Below are 17,565 nucleotides of genomic sequence, written 5' to 3'. Positions count from 1 at the left end.
GACCAGGAGGCTCAGATGCTCGAGGCCGTTCCCCAGGCGGACCAGGCGCTCCTGACCGAGCCCGAGGCCCAGCGCATCGCCCGCACCGCCGCGGACGTCGTCCAGGAGGTCGCCCGGGTCGTGGAGGGCAAGCCCCGCGCGATCCGGCTGGCCATGACGGTGCTCCTGGCCGACGGCCACCTCCTGCTCGAGGACGTCCCCGGCGTCGGCAAGACCCTGCTGGCCAAGGCCCTCGCCGCGGCGCTCGGCGCCCGTCGCGCCCGCATCCAGTTCACCCCCGACCTGCTGCCGGGGGACGTCACCGGCGCGAGCGTGCTGGACCCCAGCACCGGCGCCTTCAGCTTCCGTCCCGGCGCCGTGTTCACCCACATCCTGCTGGCCGACGAGATCAACCGCGCCTCGCCGAAGACGCAGTCCGCGCTGCTGGAGTCGATGGAGGAGCGCCAGGTCAGCGTCGACGGCGAGACCTACGTGCTCGAGAGCCCCTTCATGGTCGTCGCCACCGCGAACCCCGTGGAGATGGAGGGCACCTACCACCTGCCCGAGGCGCAGCGCGACCGCTTCCTCGCCCAGACCTCCCTGGGCTATCCCGCCCACGACGCCGAGCTGCGGATGCTCGCCGTGCAGACCGGGCCGCTGGCCGCCAGCGCCCGCGAGGCGTCCGACGAGATCCGCGCCCGCACCAGCCCCGAGCAGATCGCCGCGGACATCCGCGCCATCCGCCGCGTCCACGCCTCCCCGGCGCTGCTGGACTACGTGGTGCGCCTGGCCGCCGGCACCCGCGACCACGGGCAGGTGGTCCTCGGCGCCTCGCCCCGCGCCACCGTGCACCTAGTGCGCATGCTCAAGGCCCATGCCGCCATGGAGGGCCGCGTCTTCGTCCTGCCCGAGGACGTGCGCGGCGTCATCGGCCCCGTGTGGCGCCATCGCCTGCACCTGGCCCCGCAGGCCCTCTCCCGCGGGGTGAGCGCGGCCGATGTCCTGCGCGACGTCCTCGCCTCGACCCCGCTGGAACGGTGAGCCGCCGCGCCCGCAGCCGGGTGCCGCACCGCTCCCTGGTGCGGCCCACCGGCCGCGGGACCCTCGCGATCGTGCTCGCGCCGCTGCTCCTGCTGGGCGCCGAGGTCACGGGCCTGGCCCTGCTGCACTACCTCGCCAGCGCGCTGCTGGTCGCGCTGGGCCTGTCGGGCCTGATGATCCTCCTCAGCGGGGTGCGTCTCGACCTCGAGCGCCGGGTGCAGGCCGATGCGGTCCGGGCCGGCGGCGCGGTCGACGTCCAGATGCGCCTGGTCCCGACCGCCCTGTTCGCCCGCGTGCCGCTGGGCCGCGGGGTGGTGCGCTCCTACCTGCCGGCCGCCCTCGGCGGCCACGGCGACCTGCCGCTCGCGCCGAGCATGCCGCACAGCCTGGTGGTGCGCCGCCGCGGAGTGCACGAGCTGGGCCCGTGCGGGATCCTCGTGCGGGACGTGCTGGGCCTGTTCCACCTGCGCCGCATCGTCCCGGCGCCCGCGCAGGTCGTCGGCCTGCCCGCGGTGGAGGAGATCGACCTCGTCCTCGCGCAGCGCCTGGGGCGCGCCCTCGGCGACTCCGCCTCCGCCGGCTCCCGGGCCCAGGGGGACCCGGGGCCCATCGCCCGGGTGTACGTCCCCGGCGACGACATCCGCCGCATGCACTGGAAGGCCAGCGCCCGCACCGGGCGCCTCATGACCCGTGAGGACGAGCCGTCCACCAGCGTGAACGCCCTCATCGTCCTGGACACCCGCGCCCCGGCCGGGCCCTTCCCGCCCGCGATGGAGGAGGCGATCGCCCGCGCCCAGGACCGCGCCGTCGACCACGCCGCCACCGCCCTGCTGGCCCTGCGCGGCCAGGGGTACGACGTGACGGTGCTCGACGCGAGCGGGGACCGCATCGTCGCCGCGGGGCGCGAGCACCCCCTCGGCGCCTCCGCCGCCGGCGGCTCCGGACGGTACGGGGCGGGCGCCGCCTCGGGCGGGTCCGGCGGGATCGCGCACCACGGGGCGCAGGCCGATGCGATCTCCGCCCACGCCGCCCTGCTGGCCCTGGCCGCCGTCGGCTTCGGCGACACCGACGAGCACCGCGACCCCCACCAGGGGGCGCCGGGACCCGTCGCGGTGGCGCTGGCCATCGGCGCCGGCGACGGCGAGGCCTTCGCCGACCTGGACCTGGACCGCTTCGCCGGCAGCGCCCCGCGCCGCCTGGCCCTCGCCGTCCTGCCCGAGCCGCGCCCCGGCCGCGGACCGGCCGACGTCGAGGTCGCCGGCGGCGGCGCGCGCGGCAGCTGGCGCCGCGTCGAGGCCGGCTGCGAGGCGAGCCTCCGCGAGATCCTTCGGGCCGTGGCCGATGCCGGCATCGGAGCGGCGCGATGAGCCCGCTGCTGGGCCGCCCCGCCCCCGATCCCGCCGCCGCGCTCGCCCGCGGCGGGATCCTCGCCGTCGCCACCCTGCTCGCCTGGACGCCGCTGTCGCTGCTGTTCACCGCCCCCTCCTGGTGGTTCGTGCCGCTGTGCAGCACGATCGCGGTGCTCGGCATCGGCGCGCTGGCCCGCGCCCTCGTGCCCATCCCGGCGCTGGTCCCCGTCATCCACCTCGGCACGGTGCTGGCGGTGACCGTCTTCGCCGAGCTCACCACCGGGGTGCTCGAGGCCCAGCACCGCATCGTCGCCCCCGGCACGGGGCTGCTCGACGCCCAGGTCGCCGTGCTGCGCGCGGGCATCGAGGAGATCGGCGGGGGCCGCGCCCCGGTGGACCTCACCGGTCCCGGCCAGGTGGTCCTGACCCTCGCGGTCTCCCTCGTGGTGGTGGTGCTGGACCTGCTGTTCCTCGACCTGGGCTGGCACACCCCCACCGGGTTCCTGCTGCTGGCCCTCATGCTGGTGCCCGCGCTCATGTACCCGGCGGGCGGGCCCTGGTGGACGGCGACCGGGCCGCTGGCCGGCGCCCTGATCGTGTTCGCCGCGCGCACCCTCCACGCCGACGGCTCCTACCTCCACGGCGACGAACGGCCCCACACCGGGCCCCTCAGCCGCCGCACCGCCGTCACCGCGCTGACTGCCGGGACCATCGGCGCGGTCCTCGCCGGGGCTCCGATGCTCTCCGCGATCCTGCCGCGGCCGGTGCGCCCGCTGCTGCCGCTGGACATCGACACCATCAACGCCTGGCGCGGCCAGGAGGCCACCGATCTCGGCGCCGTGATGATCGACGACTCGATCTCGGTGCGCCGCGACCTCATGCGCCGCGGCGAGGCGGAGGTGCTGCGCATGACGGTCACCGGCGGCGACCCCGACTACCTGCGCCTGCACACCCTGACCCGCTTCGACGGGGCGAGCTTCCGTCGCGGCGACGGCTGGGCCGCAGGCGGCGCGGGGGACCAGCTGCCCGCGGCGTTCACGGACCGCCGCCTGGCCGGGGGCCCTCCGGCCGATGCGATCACCTACCAGGTCTCCCTCACCTCCCTGCAGGGCGACGCGCTGCCCGCCCCGCCGGCCATCGGCTGGTACAGCACCCCGCTGGACGGGCGGATCGCCGCCGCCGGGGCGGCCGACGGCACCCTCCTGCTCGAAGACGGCGTCCAGGACCTCAGCGGCGTCGCGTACGAGGTCGCCTCCCGCCCCTCCGGGAGCACGGCCGCGCAGCTGCGGGCCCTGAGCACCTCGGCGTTCACCGAGCCCTTCGACGCCGGCTATCTCGCCGGGGACGTCCCGCAGATGATCGCCGACCTCGCCGAACAGGTCGCCGCGGACGCGGGCGCCGCCGGCGCCTACGACACCGCCCGCGCCTTCGTTGCGTTCTTCCACGCCGAGTTCGACTACTCGCTGTCGGTGACCACGCCGCCCGGCAGCGACCCCATCGCCTCCTTCCTCACCGAGCGGATCGGCTACTGCGAGCAGTTCGCCGCGACCTTCGCGCTGATGATGGACGCGCGCGGCTATCCCACCCGCGTCGCCATCGGCTTCACCGCCGGCACGGAGGACGGCGAGGAGCGCACCGTCACCAACCACAACGCCCACGCCTGGCCCGAGGTCTGGTTCGGGGCCGAGCACGGCTGGGTGCGCTTCGAGCCGACCCCGCCGTCGGCCGGCAGCGGCACCAGCGCTCCCGGGCATGAGGACGAGGACGCCCCCGCCGAGGAGACGACCCCCGCGACGGCGCCCAGCGCCGAGCAGACCACCGCGCCCGTCGAGCAGACCTCGAGCGCCTCCGAGACGCCCTCCGAGTCCGCGAGCACCGCCTCCGAGGGCGGCGGCACCGACCCCGGCGGCGACGCGGGGGACGGGGACGGCGAGGGGCCGGGGACCGGCGCCCTGGTCCTGGGCGGGGCGCTGCTCGGCGGCGCCGGCCTCGGCGGCGGCCTCCTGTGGCGCGCGCGGCACCGGGCCCGTGCCCGCGACGCCCGCTGGGCGGGCCTCGGCCCGGCGGCGGACGGGACCGAGGGCGGGACCGACGGGCAGGCCGAGGCGAGGGTCGGGGCCGAGGCGGAGGCCGGAGCCGAGGCGGAGGCCGGGGGCGAGGCGGAGGCCGGGGCCGACGCCGAGGCGGTGCGCCGCGCCGCCGCCCAGCTCGCCTGGGAGGAGATCGGGCAGGCCATCGTCCACCGCCGCCGGGCCATCCGGCTGCTGGGCTGGACGGGCCGCTGGGGACGGCCCCCCGGCGACCTCGAGCTGGATGCGACCCTCACGCCGAGCCGCGCCCTGGAGGCGATGCTGGACCGCCTCGCCACCCTGGGCCGATGGGCCGGCCGCGGATCCGAGGCCGCGGTCGTCACGGCCCGCCACCACGAGGCGGCCGCCCGCATCGGCGCCGCCCTCGAGGCCTCCCGCTACGCACCCCCTCCGGTGCCGCGGGCGGCGAGCACCGCCGCGACCCGCCGGTCCCACGCCGCGCCCACCGCGGATCCCCGCGCCGCGCTGCGCGAGGACGCGGACCTCCTCCTCGCCCTCATCCGCAGCCTCTGACGCTCCCCGCCCCGGCCGTCGGCCGCTCCGAGCGCCGCCGACCCGCCCGTGACCTGCGGTCGGGGCCCGGCCGCAGCAGGCGTATGCTCTCCGGCGTGCTCTCCCCCCGCAGCGCTCCGTCCCGGGATCCGCAGCCCGCGCGATCCGACGCCCCGACCCGAGGCCCCGGCTCGGTGCGGCGCTGGATGCGATCCCCGGCGCGGCTGATCACGGCCGGCACCGCCATGATCCTCACCGCCGGCACCGCCGCGCTGATGATGCCCTTCACCCGCATCGGCGAGCACGCCCCGCCGCTGGTGGACGCCCTGTTCACCGCCGCCTCGGCGCTGTGCGTGACCGGGCTGATCACCGTCGACACCGCGACCTACTGGTCCCCGGCCGGGCAGCTCGTGATCATGGTGCTGATCCAGATCGGCGGGCTCGGCGTGATGACCCTGTCGACGCTGCTCGCGGTGCTCACCGTGCGCCGCATCGGCGTGCGCACCCGCGCCGCGATCGCGCAGTCCAGCGCCGGGACCCTGCAGGACGCGCCCGCGATCATCGGCCGCATCCTCGCCATCAGCTTCGCCGTCGAGGCGGTGATCGCCGCGGTGCTGGTGGTGCGCTACCTCCTGGACGGGATGAGCGCGGGCACCGCCCTGTTCCGCGGGGCGTTCCTGGCCGTCTCCGCCTTCAACAACGCCGGGTTCGCGCTGGACAGCGACAGCCTCATCGGCGAGAACTCCGATCCGTTCATCCTCGCCCCGGTCATGGTCGCGGTGGTGCTCGGCGGCATCGGCTTCCCCGTGATCGTGGAGATGCTGCGGCGCTTCCGCACGCCGCGCCGCTGGAGCCTGACCACCAAGCTCACGCTCACCGGGACCGCGGTGCTGCTCGGCGCGGGCACCGTGCTGACCCTCGCCCTGGAGAGCTCCAACTCCGCCACCCTGGGGTCGATGTCCTGGGGCGACCGCCTGTGGAACGCCGTCTTCCACTCGGTGGTCTCGCGCACCGCCGGCTTCAACGCCATCGACACCTCCGCGATGCGCCCGGAGTCGTGGCTGGGCACGGACGTGCTCATGATGATCGGCGGAGGCTCCGGCGGCACCGCCGGCGGCATGAAGGTCACCACCGTCATGGTGCTGCTGCTGATCATCCGCAGCGAGCTGCGCGGGGACCCCTTCGTGATGGCCTTCGGCAAGCGGCTCTCCCGTGCCGTGCACCGCGAGGTCATCACCGTCGTCGGGCTGATGGGCGCGCTGGTGGCGGTGTCGACCTTCGTCGTGATGGTCCTCGAGTCGATCCCCTTCGACCGGGTGCTGTTCGAGGTCACCTCGGCGCTGTCCACCACCGGACTGTCCACCGGCATCACGGCGGATCTCTCGCCGGTGTCGAAGATCCTGCTGGTGGGGCTGATGATCATCGGCCGCGTCGGCCCGATCACCCTGGGCACGGCGCTCGCGCTGCGCCGCCGCCCGCTGCTGTTCGAACCTCCCAAGGAAAGGCCGACCATTGGCTAGGAACACCTCATCGCGTCGCGGGACGTCCGATCCCGCGCAGATCCGCTCCGTCGCCGTGCTGGGCCTGGGCCGCTTCGGCTCCTCCCTCGCCCTCGAGCTCGAGTCCCAGGGCATCGAGGTGCTGGGCGTCGACGCCGACGAGGAGATCGTCCAGGAGCTCAGCGAGGACCTCAACTACGCCGCGCGCGCCGACATCTCCCGCGCGGACGCCCTCGAGCAGCTGGGCGTCGCGGAGATGGACCGGGTCGTCGTCGCCGTCGGCAGCCGCATCGAGACCAGCGTGCTGACCTGCTCGCACCTTCTGCGCGCCGGGGTCACCGGGCTGTGGGCGAAGGCCGATTCGACCGCCCACGAGCAGATCCTCGCGCAGCTGGGCGTCGAGCACGTGATCAGCCCGCAGGCCGCCATGGGGCGGCGCGTCGCGCACCTGCTGGCCGACTCCGCGCAGGACTGGACCGACTACGGCGGCGGCTTCGTGATGGGGCGCTTCGCCGCCCCCACCTCGCTGATCCACCGCATGGCCGCCGATGCCGGCATCGAGCAGGACTTCGGGGTGCGGATCGTCGCGCGCCGCGCCATGGGCGGCCGATGGGAGTACGTCGCGGCGCAGACCGTGTACGCCCCCGGCGACGAGCTCATCGTCGCCGGGAACTACAAGGACATGGAGCGGTTCGGCCGGGAGGCCTGAGCACCGCGCGGCGCGTCGATCCTCGGCGTCGCGCGGGCGGGGCCGGCCCGGGGCCGCTGCCGGGGTCAGGCGCCCTGCGCGCCCTCTCCGAAGCGGCGCTGGCGGGCGGCCTCCTCGAACTGGCGGGCGGCCTTGAGGGAGTCCACCTCGCCGACCACGGGGTTCGGCTGGTGGGTGGCGCGGGTCCCGCTGTACAGCGACAGCAGGTTCATGGCGACGGCGCGCTGGTTGCGGTGGCCCAGCAGCTTGCCGACGTGCACGCCCAGCCACGCCATCCAGCCCACGGAGCCGGAGAGGTCCGGGAAGTGGGGGATCTCCGCGATCGCGGCATGGCGGCCGATGGTCGCCATCGTGCCCAGATCCAGGTACCGGAACGGCTTCGGCTGCTGGCCGCGGACATCGGCCGTGATGGAGCGGGCCACCGCCTGACCCATCTGGATGGCCGGCTGCGCCAGCTGCGGCAGCTCGTCGTCCTGGGCGGCGATGTCGCCGGCGGCGTAGACGCCGGGGAAGCCCTGGACCTGCAGGGTGTCGTCCACGAGGATGCGGCCGCGCTTGTTCTGCGGCAGGCCCCACTCCTTGACCATGTCGGGCACGCCGACCCCGGCCGCCCAGATGGTGATGTCCGATTCGAGGACGGAGTCGTCGTCCAGGATCACGTGGTCGTAGCCCACGGACTTCACGCCGTGGCCCAGGCACAGCGTGACGCCGCGTTCGCGCAGCTCATCGGCCGCGTACTGGCGGAAGGTCTCGCGGAACTCCTTGATGAGCTCGGTGCCGCGCTGCAGCAGGGTGATCTGCAGGGTGCCCGGGTCCATCTCCGGGTAGAGGATGTCCAGCTCCTGCTGGCGGAAGTCCGCCAGGGCGCCGGCGATCTCGACGCCGGTGGGCCCGCCGCCGACGATCGACACGTTCAGGCGGTCGCTGCCGCGCTGGCGGCTGGCGCGCTCGAGCTCGGAGAAGACGCGGTCGCGGATCGCGAGGGCCTGCGAGCGCGTGTACATCGGCATCGCGTGCTCCTCGGCGCCCGGGGTGCCGAAGTAGGTGGTGGTCGCGCCGTTGGCGATCACGAGGTAGTCGTAGTGGAGCTTCTTCTCGCCGACGCCGCCGCCGTCGATGCAGACGTACTTCTCCTCCGGGTTCACGCCGAGGATCTCGCCCTGCTGGTAGCGCATGTTGGGCACCTTCAGCGAGAGCCCGCGCAGGAACATGGTGACGTCCCCGGGGTTCAGGCCGGCGGTGGCCACCTGGTAGAGGAGGGGCTGGAAGGTCTTGTAGACGTTGCGGTCCACGAGGGTGACGCGCACCCGGGTGTCCCGCAGGCCGAGGACGGCGTTCGCGCCGGCGAAGCCGCCGCCCAGGATCACGACATGGGGCCAGCTGGCACCGTCCTTCGCAGGAACGATGGGTCGGCGACCGAAGAGCGACAGCACGGTGATCTCCTTAGGGGAGGGGCTCGGGGAGCAGGTCCTTGGCCGAGGGCAGCGCCGCAGTCCAGTCGATGCTACCGAACCGCACCACGGCGCGCTCCATCGACGACGCCAGAACCTTAGATGACACGGTGTCCGGGCCGCCAGGCGATGGGATGCATCAGACGTTCCCGGGCGCGCCCGCAGGGCACGGGCCCGCGCCTCCCCGGCGGGGCCGACCTCCTCGGCAGAGCCCCGCGAGGGAGGCAAAGACCGATTCAGCAGAGAGTAAAGCCAGGTCAAAGCCGATGAACTTCCGGTAACAGACCGGGACCAGTTCCCCGAACCGGTCCGCGTGTCGCCTGCGGGAGGGCTTGGATAGGAGCGGCTCACACCTCGCATCCACGCTGCTCCCAGGAGACATCCATGACCGCGTTCTCTGCCCGGAGCGCCGCGCGCTCGACGATGGCCGGCCTCGCCCTGGCCGCGCTCGCGCTCGCTCCCGGCGCCCTCGCCCCCTCGGCGGCCGATGCCGCGCAGACCGGCGACCAGGTGACCCTCTACGACATCAACGACTTCCACGGTCACCTCAGCCAGGGGCGGGCCCTCGCCTGCACCCTCACCCAGGCCCGCGCCGACGTGCCGAACTCGACGCTGATCTCCAGCGGCGACAACATCGGCGGCAGCGAGTTCGCGTCCTTCCTGCAGCAGGACAACCCGACGATCGACTTCCTCAACGCCCTGGGCCTGACGGCCTCGGCCGCGGGCAACCACGAGTTCGACCAGGGTTACGACGACCTCGTCGGCCGGGTCGCCGACCGCGCCGACTTCGACTACCTCGCCGCGAACGTCTACACCGCCGACGGCTCCCGCGCCCTGGACGCGTACTCGATCGTCGAGGCCGGGGACGTGAAGGTCGCCGTCGTCGGCGCCGTCACCGCCTCGACCCCGTCCCTCGTCTCTCCCGCGGGCATCGAGGGCCTCGAGTTCCGCGACCCCGTCGACTCCGTGAACACCGCGATCGACGAGCTGGACGCCTCCGGCGCCGACTACGACGTCCTGGTCGTCACCTACCACGAGGGGGCGGACGTCTCCGCGAGCGCGCCCGGCGAGGCGCCCGAGACCGACAGCGCCGTCTTCCGGAAGATCGTCGAGGAGACCTCCCCGGAGGCCGATGCGATCTACACCGCGCACACCCACAAGACCTACGCCTACGAGGCGCCCGTCCCCGGCCAGGACGGCGAGGTGCGGCCCATCATCCAGACCGGCAACTACGGCGTCGCGCTGTCCCAGCTGACCCTGGAGCTCGGGGCCGATGGCGACTGGGACGCCACCGCCGAGGGCAACCAGCTGCTGGACGTCGGCGCCGCACCCCTCGAGCAGTGCGACGCGGACGCCGACCCCGCCTACCTCGAGGCCTCCGGCATCGCCGACCAGGCGATCGAGGACGCCGCCGGCCCCGCGGCCGAGCCCGTCGGCGAGATCGCCGCGGACCTCACCACCGCCTGGGACCCGAGCGTCGCCGCCTACCAGGACGGCGTGTGGACCGCCACCGGCCCCACCGGCGGATCGACCAAGGGCGACGACCGCGGCAGCGAGTCCTCGCTGTCGAACATGATCGCGGACTCCATGGTGTGGGCCACCCACCAGGACTCCTACTCCGGCACCGCCGCGACCATCGGCGTGATGAACCCCGGCGGCGTGCGCGCCGAGCTGTGGTACGCGGCGGACGGCGAGGAGGGCGACGGCGTGGTGACCTTCGCCGAGGCCAACGGCGTGGTGCCCTTCGCCAACAACCTCTCCACCGTCGACCTCACCGGCGCCCAGGTCAAGGAGCTGCTGGAGGACCAGTGGCAGCGCGACGAGGACGGCGAGATCCCCTCGCGCCCCTTCCTCGCGCTGGGCCTGTCCGACAACGTCGACTACGTCTACGACTCGACCCTGCCCGAGCGCGAGCGCATCCTGTCCATCACCGTGGACGGCGAGCCCCTCGACCTCGAGGCGACCTACACCGTCGTCGCGGCGAGCTTCCTCACCGAGGGCGGCGACAACTTCTGGACCTTCCAGGAGGGCACGAACCGCACCGACACCGGCATCCTGGACCGCGACGCGTTCGCCGAGTACCTCACCGCGCACGAGGGCATCGAGCCCAGCTTCGCCCAGCGCGGCACCGAGGTGCAGGAGCTGCAGCGCGGCACCCAGGACGGCGAGGAGTCCACGCCGATCATCTGGCGCTTCTCGCAGTTCGAGTCCCGCAGCCTGGGCGCCCCGCAGATCCAGTCCGTCCAGGTCACCGTCGGCGACCAGACCTACGAGGCCCCGTACGAGGCCGATGCCTCGACCGGCGAGCTCGCCGCGGTGGTCGAGCTGGACGAGTGGTTCTGCCTGCCCGCCGGCACCCACGAGGCCACCGTCACGGCCCTTCCCGAGACCGGCACCCGCGTCCCGGCGCTGACCCTCGAGGTCGAGTCCACGGGCGACGCCCCGGCCGACTGCGGCACCGAGCCGACCGAGCCCACCGAGCCGACCGACCCGGAGCCCACCGAGCCGGAGCCGACGCAGCCCGCCGACCCGGAGCCGACCCAGCCCAGCGACCCGGAGCCCAGCGAGGAGCCCTCCGCGCAGCCCACCGATGACGCCACCGGCGACCCGACCACCGCGCCGGTGGTCACCCCGGTCGACCCGGGCGCCGGCGACATCGATGCCGGCTCGGACCGCGACGACCTCGCCCGGACGGGCGCGGAGATCGCCCCGTTCGCGATCGGCGCCGCCGTGCTGCTGCTCGCCGGCATCGGCGCTCTGACGGCCCGCCGCCGGCTCGGCCGCCGCTGACCGGCAGGGCGGCCGGTGCCCCGCCCGGGCACCGGCCGCCCCGTTCCCGCCGCCGAGGGGTCCATCGGACGCACGCGGCGTCCCTCGACCTCTCCCGGCCTCTCCCGGCCTCGCGCCCGGCCGCCCCGCTGCGTCCGCGCGCCCGTCCTGCCTCCCGCCCCGCCTCGCCCCGCCCCGCTCCCGTCTCCAGGAGATCCCATGCATCCCCGCAGCATCGCCCCCGGCCGTCGTCGCGCGAGCGTGCGTGCCGGTGCCGCCCTCGCGGCCCTCGCCCTCGGCGCGAGCCTCGTGCCGTCGCTGGTCCTCGCCCCCGCCGCCCGTGCCGAGGTCGTCGTCCCCGGCGATGTCGTCATCCAGGAGGTCTACGGGGGCGGCGGGAACTCCGGCGCCGCCTACCAGAGCGACTTCGTCGAGCTCGCGAACTCCGGCGCCGAGCCCGTCTCCCTGGACGGCTGGACGCTGCAGTACGCCTCCGCGAGCGGCACCTTCAACAACTCCGTCACCCTGCGCGGCGAGATCCCCGCCGGCGGGACCTTCCTGATCCAGCTCGCCTCCGGCAACGGCAACGGCGAGGTCCTGCCCGCGGCCGATGCGACCGGCGGGATCAACGCCTCCGGCACCTCCGGCGTCTTCGCGCTCTCCGACAGCGAGGGCCGCCTCGCCTGCACGGGCACCACCTGCGCGAGCGACCCCGCCGTGGTGGACCTCGTCGGCTACGGCGCCGCCGCGACCTTCTCGGGCGAGGCCCCCGCCCCGCGCACCTCGAACGCGACCTCCGCCGCGCGCGTGGCGGTCACCGGCGAGAACAGCACCGACTTCGTCGTCGGCGCGCCCACCCCGCAGCCCTCCGGCGCCGAGGCGCCCACCGACCCGACCGATCCCACGGACCCGACGGACCCCGTCGACCCCGTCCCGGTGCCCGCGACCATCGCCGAGATCCAGGGCGAGGGCGCGCAGAGCCCCCTGGTCGACCGGACCGTCATCACCGAGGGCGTGGTCACCGCCGTGTACGCCGAGGGCGGGCTGGACGGATATATCCTCCAGACCGGCGGCACCGGCGGCGCGCGGGACCTCAGCACGCAGAAGGCCTCCGACGCGGTGTTCGTGTACTCGCCCGACACCGTCGCCGACGTCGCCATCGGCGACTCCGTGCAGGTCACCGGCACCGTCTCGGAGTACTACGGCTCCACGCAGGTCTCGGTGCGCGCCGGCGGGCTGGCCCCGCTCGCCGAGGCGCTGCCCGCGGTGGAGCCGGTGACGCTGGACGCCTTCCCGACGGAGGAGGCCCAGCGCGAGTCCCTGGAGCACATGCTGTACCTGCCCGGCGAGGGCGACTTCACCGTCACCGACGTGTACAACACGCACCGCTACGGCGAGGTGGGCCTCGCCATCGGCGACGAGCCCCTGGTCCAGGCCGGCGACATCATGGCGCCGGGCCAGGAGGCCACCGCCTACTTCGCGGCGCAGGCCGACAAGCTCGTGCTGCTGGACGACGGGCGCACCACCGACTTCTCCCGGAACGCCGATCAGCCGATGAGCTGGCTCACCACGCAGGAGCCGGTGCGCGTGGGCGCCGCCGCCACCTTCACCGAGCCGGTGGTGGTGGCCTACTCCCACGAGGCGTGGCGCCTGAACCCGACGCAGCCGTGGGAGGACTCCGCGACCGACGGCGTGACCTTCGAGGACACCCGCCAGGACGCCCCCGTGGACGTGGGCGGCGACCTGAAGGTGTCCACCTTCAACGTGCTGAACTACTTCACGACCCTCGGCGAGGACACCCCGGGCTGCACGCCCTACACCGACCGCGCCGGCGAGGGCACGACCGTGCGCGGCGGCTGCGAGCTGCGCGGCGCCTGGGGCGAGGACGACCTCCAGCGCCAGCAGGACAAGATCGTCGCCGCCATCTCCGGCACCGGCGCCGACGTCGTCGGCCTCACCGAGATCGAGAACTCCGCCCGCCTGGGGGAGACGCCCGATGAGGCGACCGCCACCCTCGTCGACGCGCTGAACGCGCACGACGGCGCCGGCACCTGGGCGTACGTCCCCACGGCCGATGCCTACGCGGCGCAGGGCTCCGACGGCGGCGGCGACGTCATCACCAACGCCATCATCTACAAGCCCGCCGCGGTCACCGCGCGGGGCGGCGCCCAGATCCTGGTGGGCGACGAGGCCTTCGACAACGCCCGCGAGCCCATCGGCCAGGTCTTCGTGCCCGTCACCGACGGGCCGGGCCGCAGCGGGAAGACCGGCGAGGGCGAGCCGTTCCTCTTCGTGATCAACCACTTCAAGTCCAAGGGCTCGGCCGATGCCGAGGACGCGGGCCTGGAGCCCGACCCGGTCCAGGGCAACGCCCGCACCTCCCGCCTGCAGCAGGCCGAGGCCCTGCGGGAGTGGACCGAGGAGCGCACCGCGGAGCTCGGCGTCGAGGACGTCCTGCTGGGCGGCGACTTCAACGCCTACACCCAGGAGGAGCCCCTCCAGCTGTTCGCCGAGGACGGCTACGTCGACCTCGGTGCGGTGCACGACCCCGAGGGCTGGTCCTACAGCTACGGCGGCATGACCGGGTCGCTGGACCACGTGCTCGCCAACGAGTCCGCCGCCGATCGCGTCACCGGCGCCACCGACTGGTCGATCAACGCCCCCGAGTCCGTGCTGACCCAGTACGGGCGCTACAACACCAACGTCACCGATCTCTACGAGGCGGGTCCCTTCGGCTCCTCCGACCACAACCCGCTGGTCGTGGGCCTGGACGCGGGCGCGACGAGCCCCAGCAGCAGCGCCCCGGGCAAGCCCGCCCCCGGGCAGGCGCCCTACGGCCCCGGCGGCCGCTTCGGCAAGGGCGGCCCCCACGCCGCTCGCGGCTGACGTCCCCCCCCGCCCGCGGCTGACGTCCCCTCCGCCCACGGCTGACGTGCCCCGCGCCCGCGGCTGACGTCCCGGCGGCCCCGCGCCTGCGAGAAGTCATTCTGCGTCGCTTGAACACCCGTTCAAGCGACGCAGAATGACTTCTGGTGCGGGGAGAGTCCGCATCCCGCGGCAAATGACCTCCGCGCGAGGCCATCGCATGGCTCGGAAGCGTCACACGGCGCGAAAGCACTCGCACGGTGCCCTCCCTCGCACGGCGCGGAGGCCCTCACATGTCGAGGAGGCCTTCACAGGGCGCGGGGCCCTCACACGGCGCGGGCGAGGACCACGTGCTCGAGCCCGGGCCGATCGGGGGCCTCGCGGACCTCGAGTACCTCGAATCCGGCCGCGGCGACGCTCGAGCGCAGCTCCGCCTCGTCGCGGAACCGCAGCGTGGAGGTCGAGGTGAGGGCCGTCCCATCGGGCAGGACGAACTCGTCGGTGAACGTCACCCGCGGCAGGTCGACCGTGATCCCGCGCGGTCGCGTGAGGACGGTGCCGATGCCGGGCACCTCGTGGCGCTGCTCGCGATCCTCGGCCTGCCAGCGCTCCCAGGCCCGGGCCGCGGGCCGGCGCGACTCGAAGACGAGATGGCCGCCCCGGCGCAGGGCGGCGCGCAGCCCTCGCAGGGTCGTCTCCCAGCTCTCGTCGGTCGTGAAGACCTGGGCGACGTTCCCGGTCATCACCGCGAGATCCGCCCCCAGCGGGCCGATGGCGGTCGCATCCCCCTCCACCCAGGTGATCGGAGCGGCCCCCGGGGGAAGTGCGCGCTCCTTGGCGCGGGCCAGATCGAGGGAGGCGGCGGCAGGGTCGACGCCGATGACCTGGTATCCCGCCGACGCCAGGAGGACGGCGAAGCTGCCGGTCCCGCAACCCAGGTCCACCACGGTCCGGGCGCCGAGCTCCTCGGCGATCGCCCGGTAGTGGTCGAGGTCCTCCCGCGAGCCGTCGATGGTGTCGTAGCAGGCGGCCAGGCGCGGATCGGCGTAGTAGGCATCGGGCGGGGGAGTGGAGGGCATGCGCCCACGGTAGGGCGGGGCACCCTGCCGCGACCAGCAGATTTTCCGCGATGGCGGGCGGCCCGGCATGGCACGATGAGCGCATGGACCCTCAGCTCGGCCCTGCCGTCGTCCGTCCTGCCCGTTCCGATCCGCGATGACGCCCCCGGACCGCCCGCGCGCGCTCGCCGCCGCCCGGCAGCTTGCCGAGGAGCTGGGCCTCGAGGTCGATCGCCTCGAGATCCTGCACGCCTCCAACACCCTCACCGTCCTGCTGCAGCCCTGCGCAGTGGTCGCGCGCATCGGCACGGGGCCGCTCGAGGCGGCGCGCGTCGAGGTGGGCATCGCCGATCAGCTCGCCCGCACCGGCGCGCCGGTGGTGCCGGTGCTGCCGCGCGAGGATCCGCAGGTCCATCGGCGCGGCGATCTCGTCATCTCCCTGTGGGCGTACCGGAAGCCCGTGTCGACGCGGGCCGTCCCGGCCGCCGAGTACGCCGATGCGCTGCATCGTCTGCACGCCGGGATGCGCCTGGTCACCCAGCCGACCCCGCACGCCTCCGACCGCGTCGACGCGGCGCTGGGCCTGCTGGCGGATCCCGCGCGGACCCCGGACCTCGCCCCCGCCGACCGGCAGCTGCTGGTGCACACCCTGCGGGCCCTGCGCCCGGGGATCGTCGGGACGGCCGCGGAGCAGATCCTGCACGGGGAGCCGCACCCCGGCAACATCCTGGCGACGGAGACCGGGCCGGAGTTCCTCGACTTCGAGACCTGCTGCCGCGGACCCGTCGAGTTCGACATCGCCCATGCCCCCTCGGCCGTGGCCCAGCACTATCCGGGGGTCGATGCCGAGCTGGTCGCCCGCTGCCGGCGCCTGATGCTGGCCATGGTGACCACCTGGCGCTTCGACCGGGGCGACGAGTTCCCGGACGGCCGGCGGCTGGGCGCCCAGTGGCTCGAGGACCTGCGGCGCGGCCGGGATCCCTTCGCGGGATGACCGTGCCCTCGGCCCGGCCCGCCGCGCGACCCTCCGCCCGGGCCTCCGCCCGCCAGGATTAAGCCTTGACTTATATGACGCGCGGGCGCAGGCTGGTCCCGTGCATGCGCTCGACGTCCTGGGGGACCCGGTGCGGCGCAGGATCCTCGAGCTCCTCGCCGACGACGGGGAGCTCAGCGCGGGCGAGATCGGCGCGGCGGTGCAGCAGGAGTTCGGCATCAGCCAGCCGGCGGTCTCCCAGCACCTGCGCGTCCTGCGCGAGCACGGGTTCGCCACCGTCCGCCCCGAGGGCCGCCGGCGGCTGTACGCCGTCGATGCCCGCGGCCCCGCCGAGGCCCGCGACTGGCTGACCCCGTTCGAGAGGTTCTGGCTCCCGCGGCTGGACGCCCTGGGCACCGAGCTCGCGCGCGGACGGCGGCAGCGCCGTCTCGCGGCCGAGCGCCCATCGGCCCCCGACCCTGCCCCCGACCTCGACCCTGCCCCCGACCCCGGATCCCGCAGCGACATCCAGGACCCCCACGACACCTCCGGCATCGCGCCCGCGGGCCGGCCCGCCCCACCCACGAAGGAGACCTGACATGGTCGACGTCCCCGCCCAGCTCGCCGCCGTCACCCGCGCCTACCGCACCGAGGAGCGCGACGGCGAGCCCTCGCACGTGCAGTCCCTCGAACAGGACTACCCCTCGCCGATCGAGGATGTCTGGGAGGCCGTGACCTCCTCCGATCGCATCGCCCGCTGGTTCCTGCCGATCAGCGGCGAGCTGCGCCTCGGCGGTCGCTACCAGCTCGAGGGCAACGCCGGCGGGGAGATCCTCGCCTGCGATCCCCCGGCCGACGGCACCGCCGGATACAGCGCCACCTGGGAGTTCGGCGGCGGCGTCTCCTGGATCACGGTGCGGCTCGCCGCGACCGGCGAGACCACCACGCGCTTCGAGCTCGAGCACGTCTCGCGGGTGGCCGACGTCCCCGCCGAGATGTGGGAGACCTTCGGCCCCGGCGCCACCGGCGTGGGCTGGGACGGCGGTCTGCTGGGCCTGTCCCTGCACCTCAGCGCCGTCGAGGGATCCCTCGCCCCGGCCGAGGCGGAGGCCTGGGCCCAGACCGAGGAGGGCCGTTCCTTCTACCGCGGCGCCGCGGACGGCTGGGCGGTCGCCCACGCCGCCTCCGGGGCCGATGCCGATCTCGCCGCCCGCAACGCCGACGCCACCTACGGCTTCTACACGGGCACCAGCGCCTGACGCCGCCGCTTTTCACAGCGGCGGGCGCCGG

12 protein-coding genes are annotated in these 17,565 nt (G+C 74.5%); 10 read left to right on the top strand and 2 right to left on the bottom strand.

Going from position 1 to position 17,565, the window contains the following annotated elements:
- Nucleotides 1-15: 15 nt before the first annotated feature.
- The 5 genes from ABD234_RS09845 (at nucleotide 16) to ABD234_RS09825 (ending at nucleotide 7,159) form a co-directional block, all read left to right on the top strand.
- Nucleotides 16-1,020: an AAA family ATPase gene (locus ABD234_RS09845; RefSeq protein WP_038371996.1), complete on the top strand. Its 1,005-nt coding sequence runs from the start codon at nucleotides 16-18 to the stop codon at nucleotides 1,018-1,020.
- A complete protein-coding gene (locus ABD234_RS09840) occupies nucleotides 1,017-2,387 on the top strand; it encodes a DUF58 domain-containing protein (protein ID WP_051486719.1) in 1,371 nt (456 codons plus the stop codon). Before ABD234_RS09845 ends, ABD234_RS09840 begins: the two co-directional genes overlap by 4 nt.
- A complete protein-coding gene (locus ABD234_RS09835; protein ID WP_344355664.1) occupies nucleotides 2,384-4,972 on the top strand; it encodes a transglutaminase TgpA family protein in 2,589 nt (862 codons plus the stop codon). The genes ABD234_RS09840 and ABD234_RS09835 overlap by 4 nt, the downstream gene beginning before the upstream one ends.
- Before the next feature lie 95 nt (nucleotides 4,973-5,067).
- A complete protein-coding gene (locus tag ABD234_RS09830; protein WP_344355662.1) occupies nucleotides 5,068-6,471 on the top strand; it encodes a TrkH family potassium uptake protein in 1,404 nt (467 codons plus the stop codon).
- Nucleotides 6,464-7,159, top strand: coding sequence for a potassium channel family protein (locus ABD234_RS09825; RefSeq protein WP_344355659.1), 696 nt, complete (start codon nucleotides 6,464-6,466; stop codon nucleotides 7,157-7,159). Before ABD234_RS09830 ends, ABD234_RS09825 begins: the two co-directional genes overlap by 8 nt.
- Before the next feature lie 65 nt (nucleotides 7,160-7,224).
- On the opposite strand, the gene ABD234_RS09820 is transcribed toward ABD234_RS09825, so the two are convergent.
- A complete protein-coding gene (locus ABD234_RS09820; protein WP_425546782.1) occupies nucleotides 7,225-8,592 on the bottom strand; it encodes an NAD(P)/FAD-dependent oxidoreductase in 1,368 nt (455 codons plus the stop codon).
- Nucleotides 8,593-8,994: 402 nt separating this feature from the next.
- Here ABD234_RS09820 and ABD234_RS09815 point away from each other — a divergent pair, with 402 nt between their 5' ends.
- Nucleotides 8,995-11,400, top strand: a complete 2,406-nt coding sequence (locus tag ABD234_RS09815) for a bifunctional metallophosphatase/5'-nucleotidase (RefSeq protein ID WP_344355657.1) — start codon at nucleotides 8,995-8,997, stop codon at nucleotides 11,398-11,400.
- A 198-nt stretch (nucleotides 11,401-11,598) separates the two neighbouring features.
- Entirely contained in the window at nucleotides 11,599-14,265 is a 2,667-nt protein-coding gene (locus ABD234_RS09810) for an ExeM/NucH family extracellular endonuclease (protein ID WP_344355655.1), read from the top strand.
- A gap of 305 nt (nucleotides 14,266-14,570) precedes the next feature.
- On the opposite strand, the gene ABD234_RS09805 is transcribed toward ABD234_RS09810, so the two are convergent.
- On the bottom strand, nucleotides 14,571-15,323 hold the full coding sequence (locus ABD234_RS09805; RefSeq protein ID WP_344355653.1) for a class I SAM-dependent methyltransferase: 753 nt from the start codon (nucleotides 15,321-15,323) through the stop codon (nucleotides 14,571-14,573).
- Between the two features lie 136 nt (nucleotides 15,324-15,459).
- On the opposite strand from ABD234_RS09805, the gene ABD234_RS09800 reads away from it, so the two are divergent.
- The 3 genes from ABD234_RS09800 (at nucleotide 15,460) to ABD234_RS09790 (ending at nucleotide 17,534) form a co-directional block, all read left to right on the top strand.
- Nucleotides 15,460-16,296, top strand: a complete 837-nt coding sequence (locus ABD234_RS09800; RefSeq protein ID WP_344355651.1) for a phosphotransferase — start codon at nucleotides 15,460-15,462, stop codon at nucleotides 16,294-16,296.
- A 100-nt stretch (nucleotides 16,297-16,396) separates the two neighbouring features.
- Nucleotides 16,397-16,873: an ArsR/SmtB family transcription factor gene (locus tag ABD234_RS09795; protein ID WP_344355649.1), complete on the top strand. Its 477-nt coding sequence runs from the start codon at nucleotides 16,397-16,399 to the stop codon at nucleotides 16,871-16,873.
- A gap of 1 nt (nucleotide 16,874) precedes the next feature.
- Entirely contained in the window at nucleotides 16,875-17,534 is a 660-nt protein-coding gene (locus tag ABD234_RS09790) for an SRPBCC domain-containing protein (RefSeq protein ID WP_344355646.1), read from the top strand.
- Nucleotides 17,535-17,565: the final 31 nt, after the last annotated feature.

The organism is Brachybacterium phenoliresistens, assembly GCF_039530785.1.
GTDB lineage: Bacteria > Actinomycetota > Actinomycetes > Actinomycetales > Dermabacteraceae > Brachybacterium > Brachybacterium phenoliresistens.
Note: the sequence above shows the minus strand (reverse complement) of the source record. Positions and strands in the feature narration are given on the sequence as shown.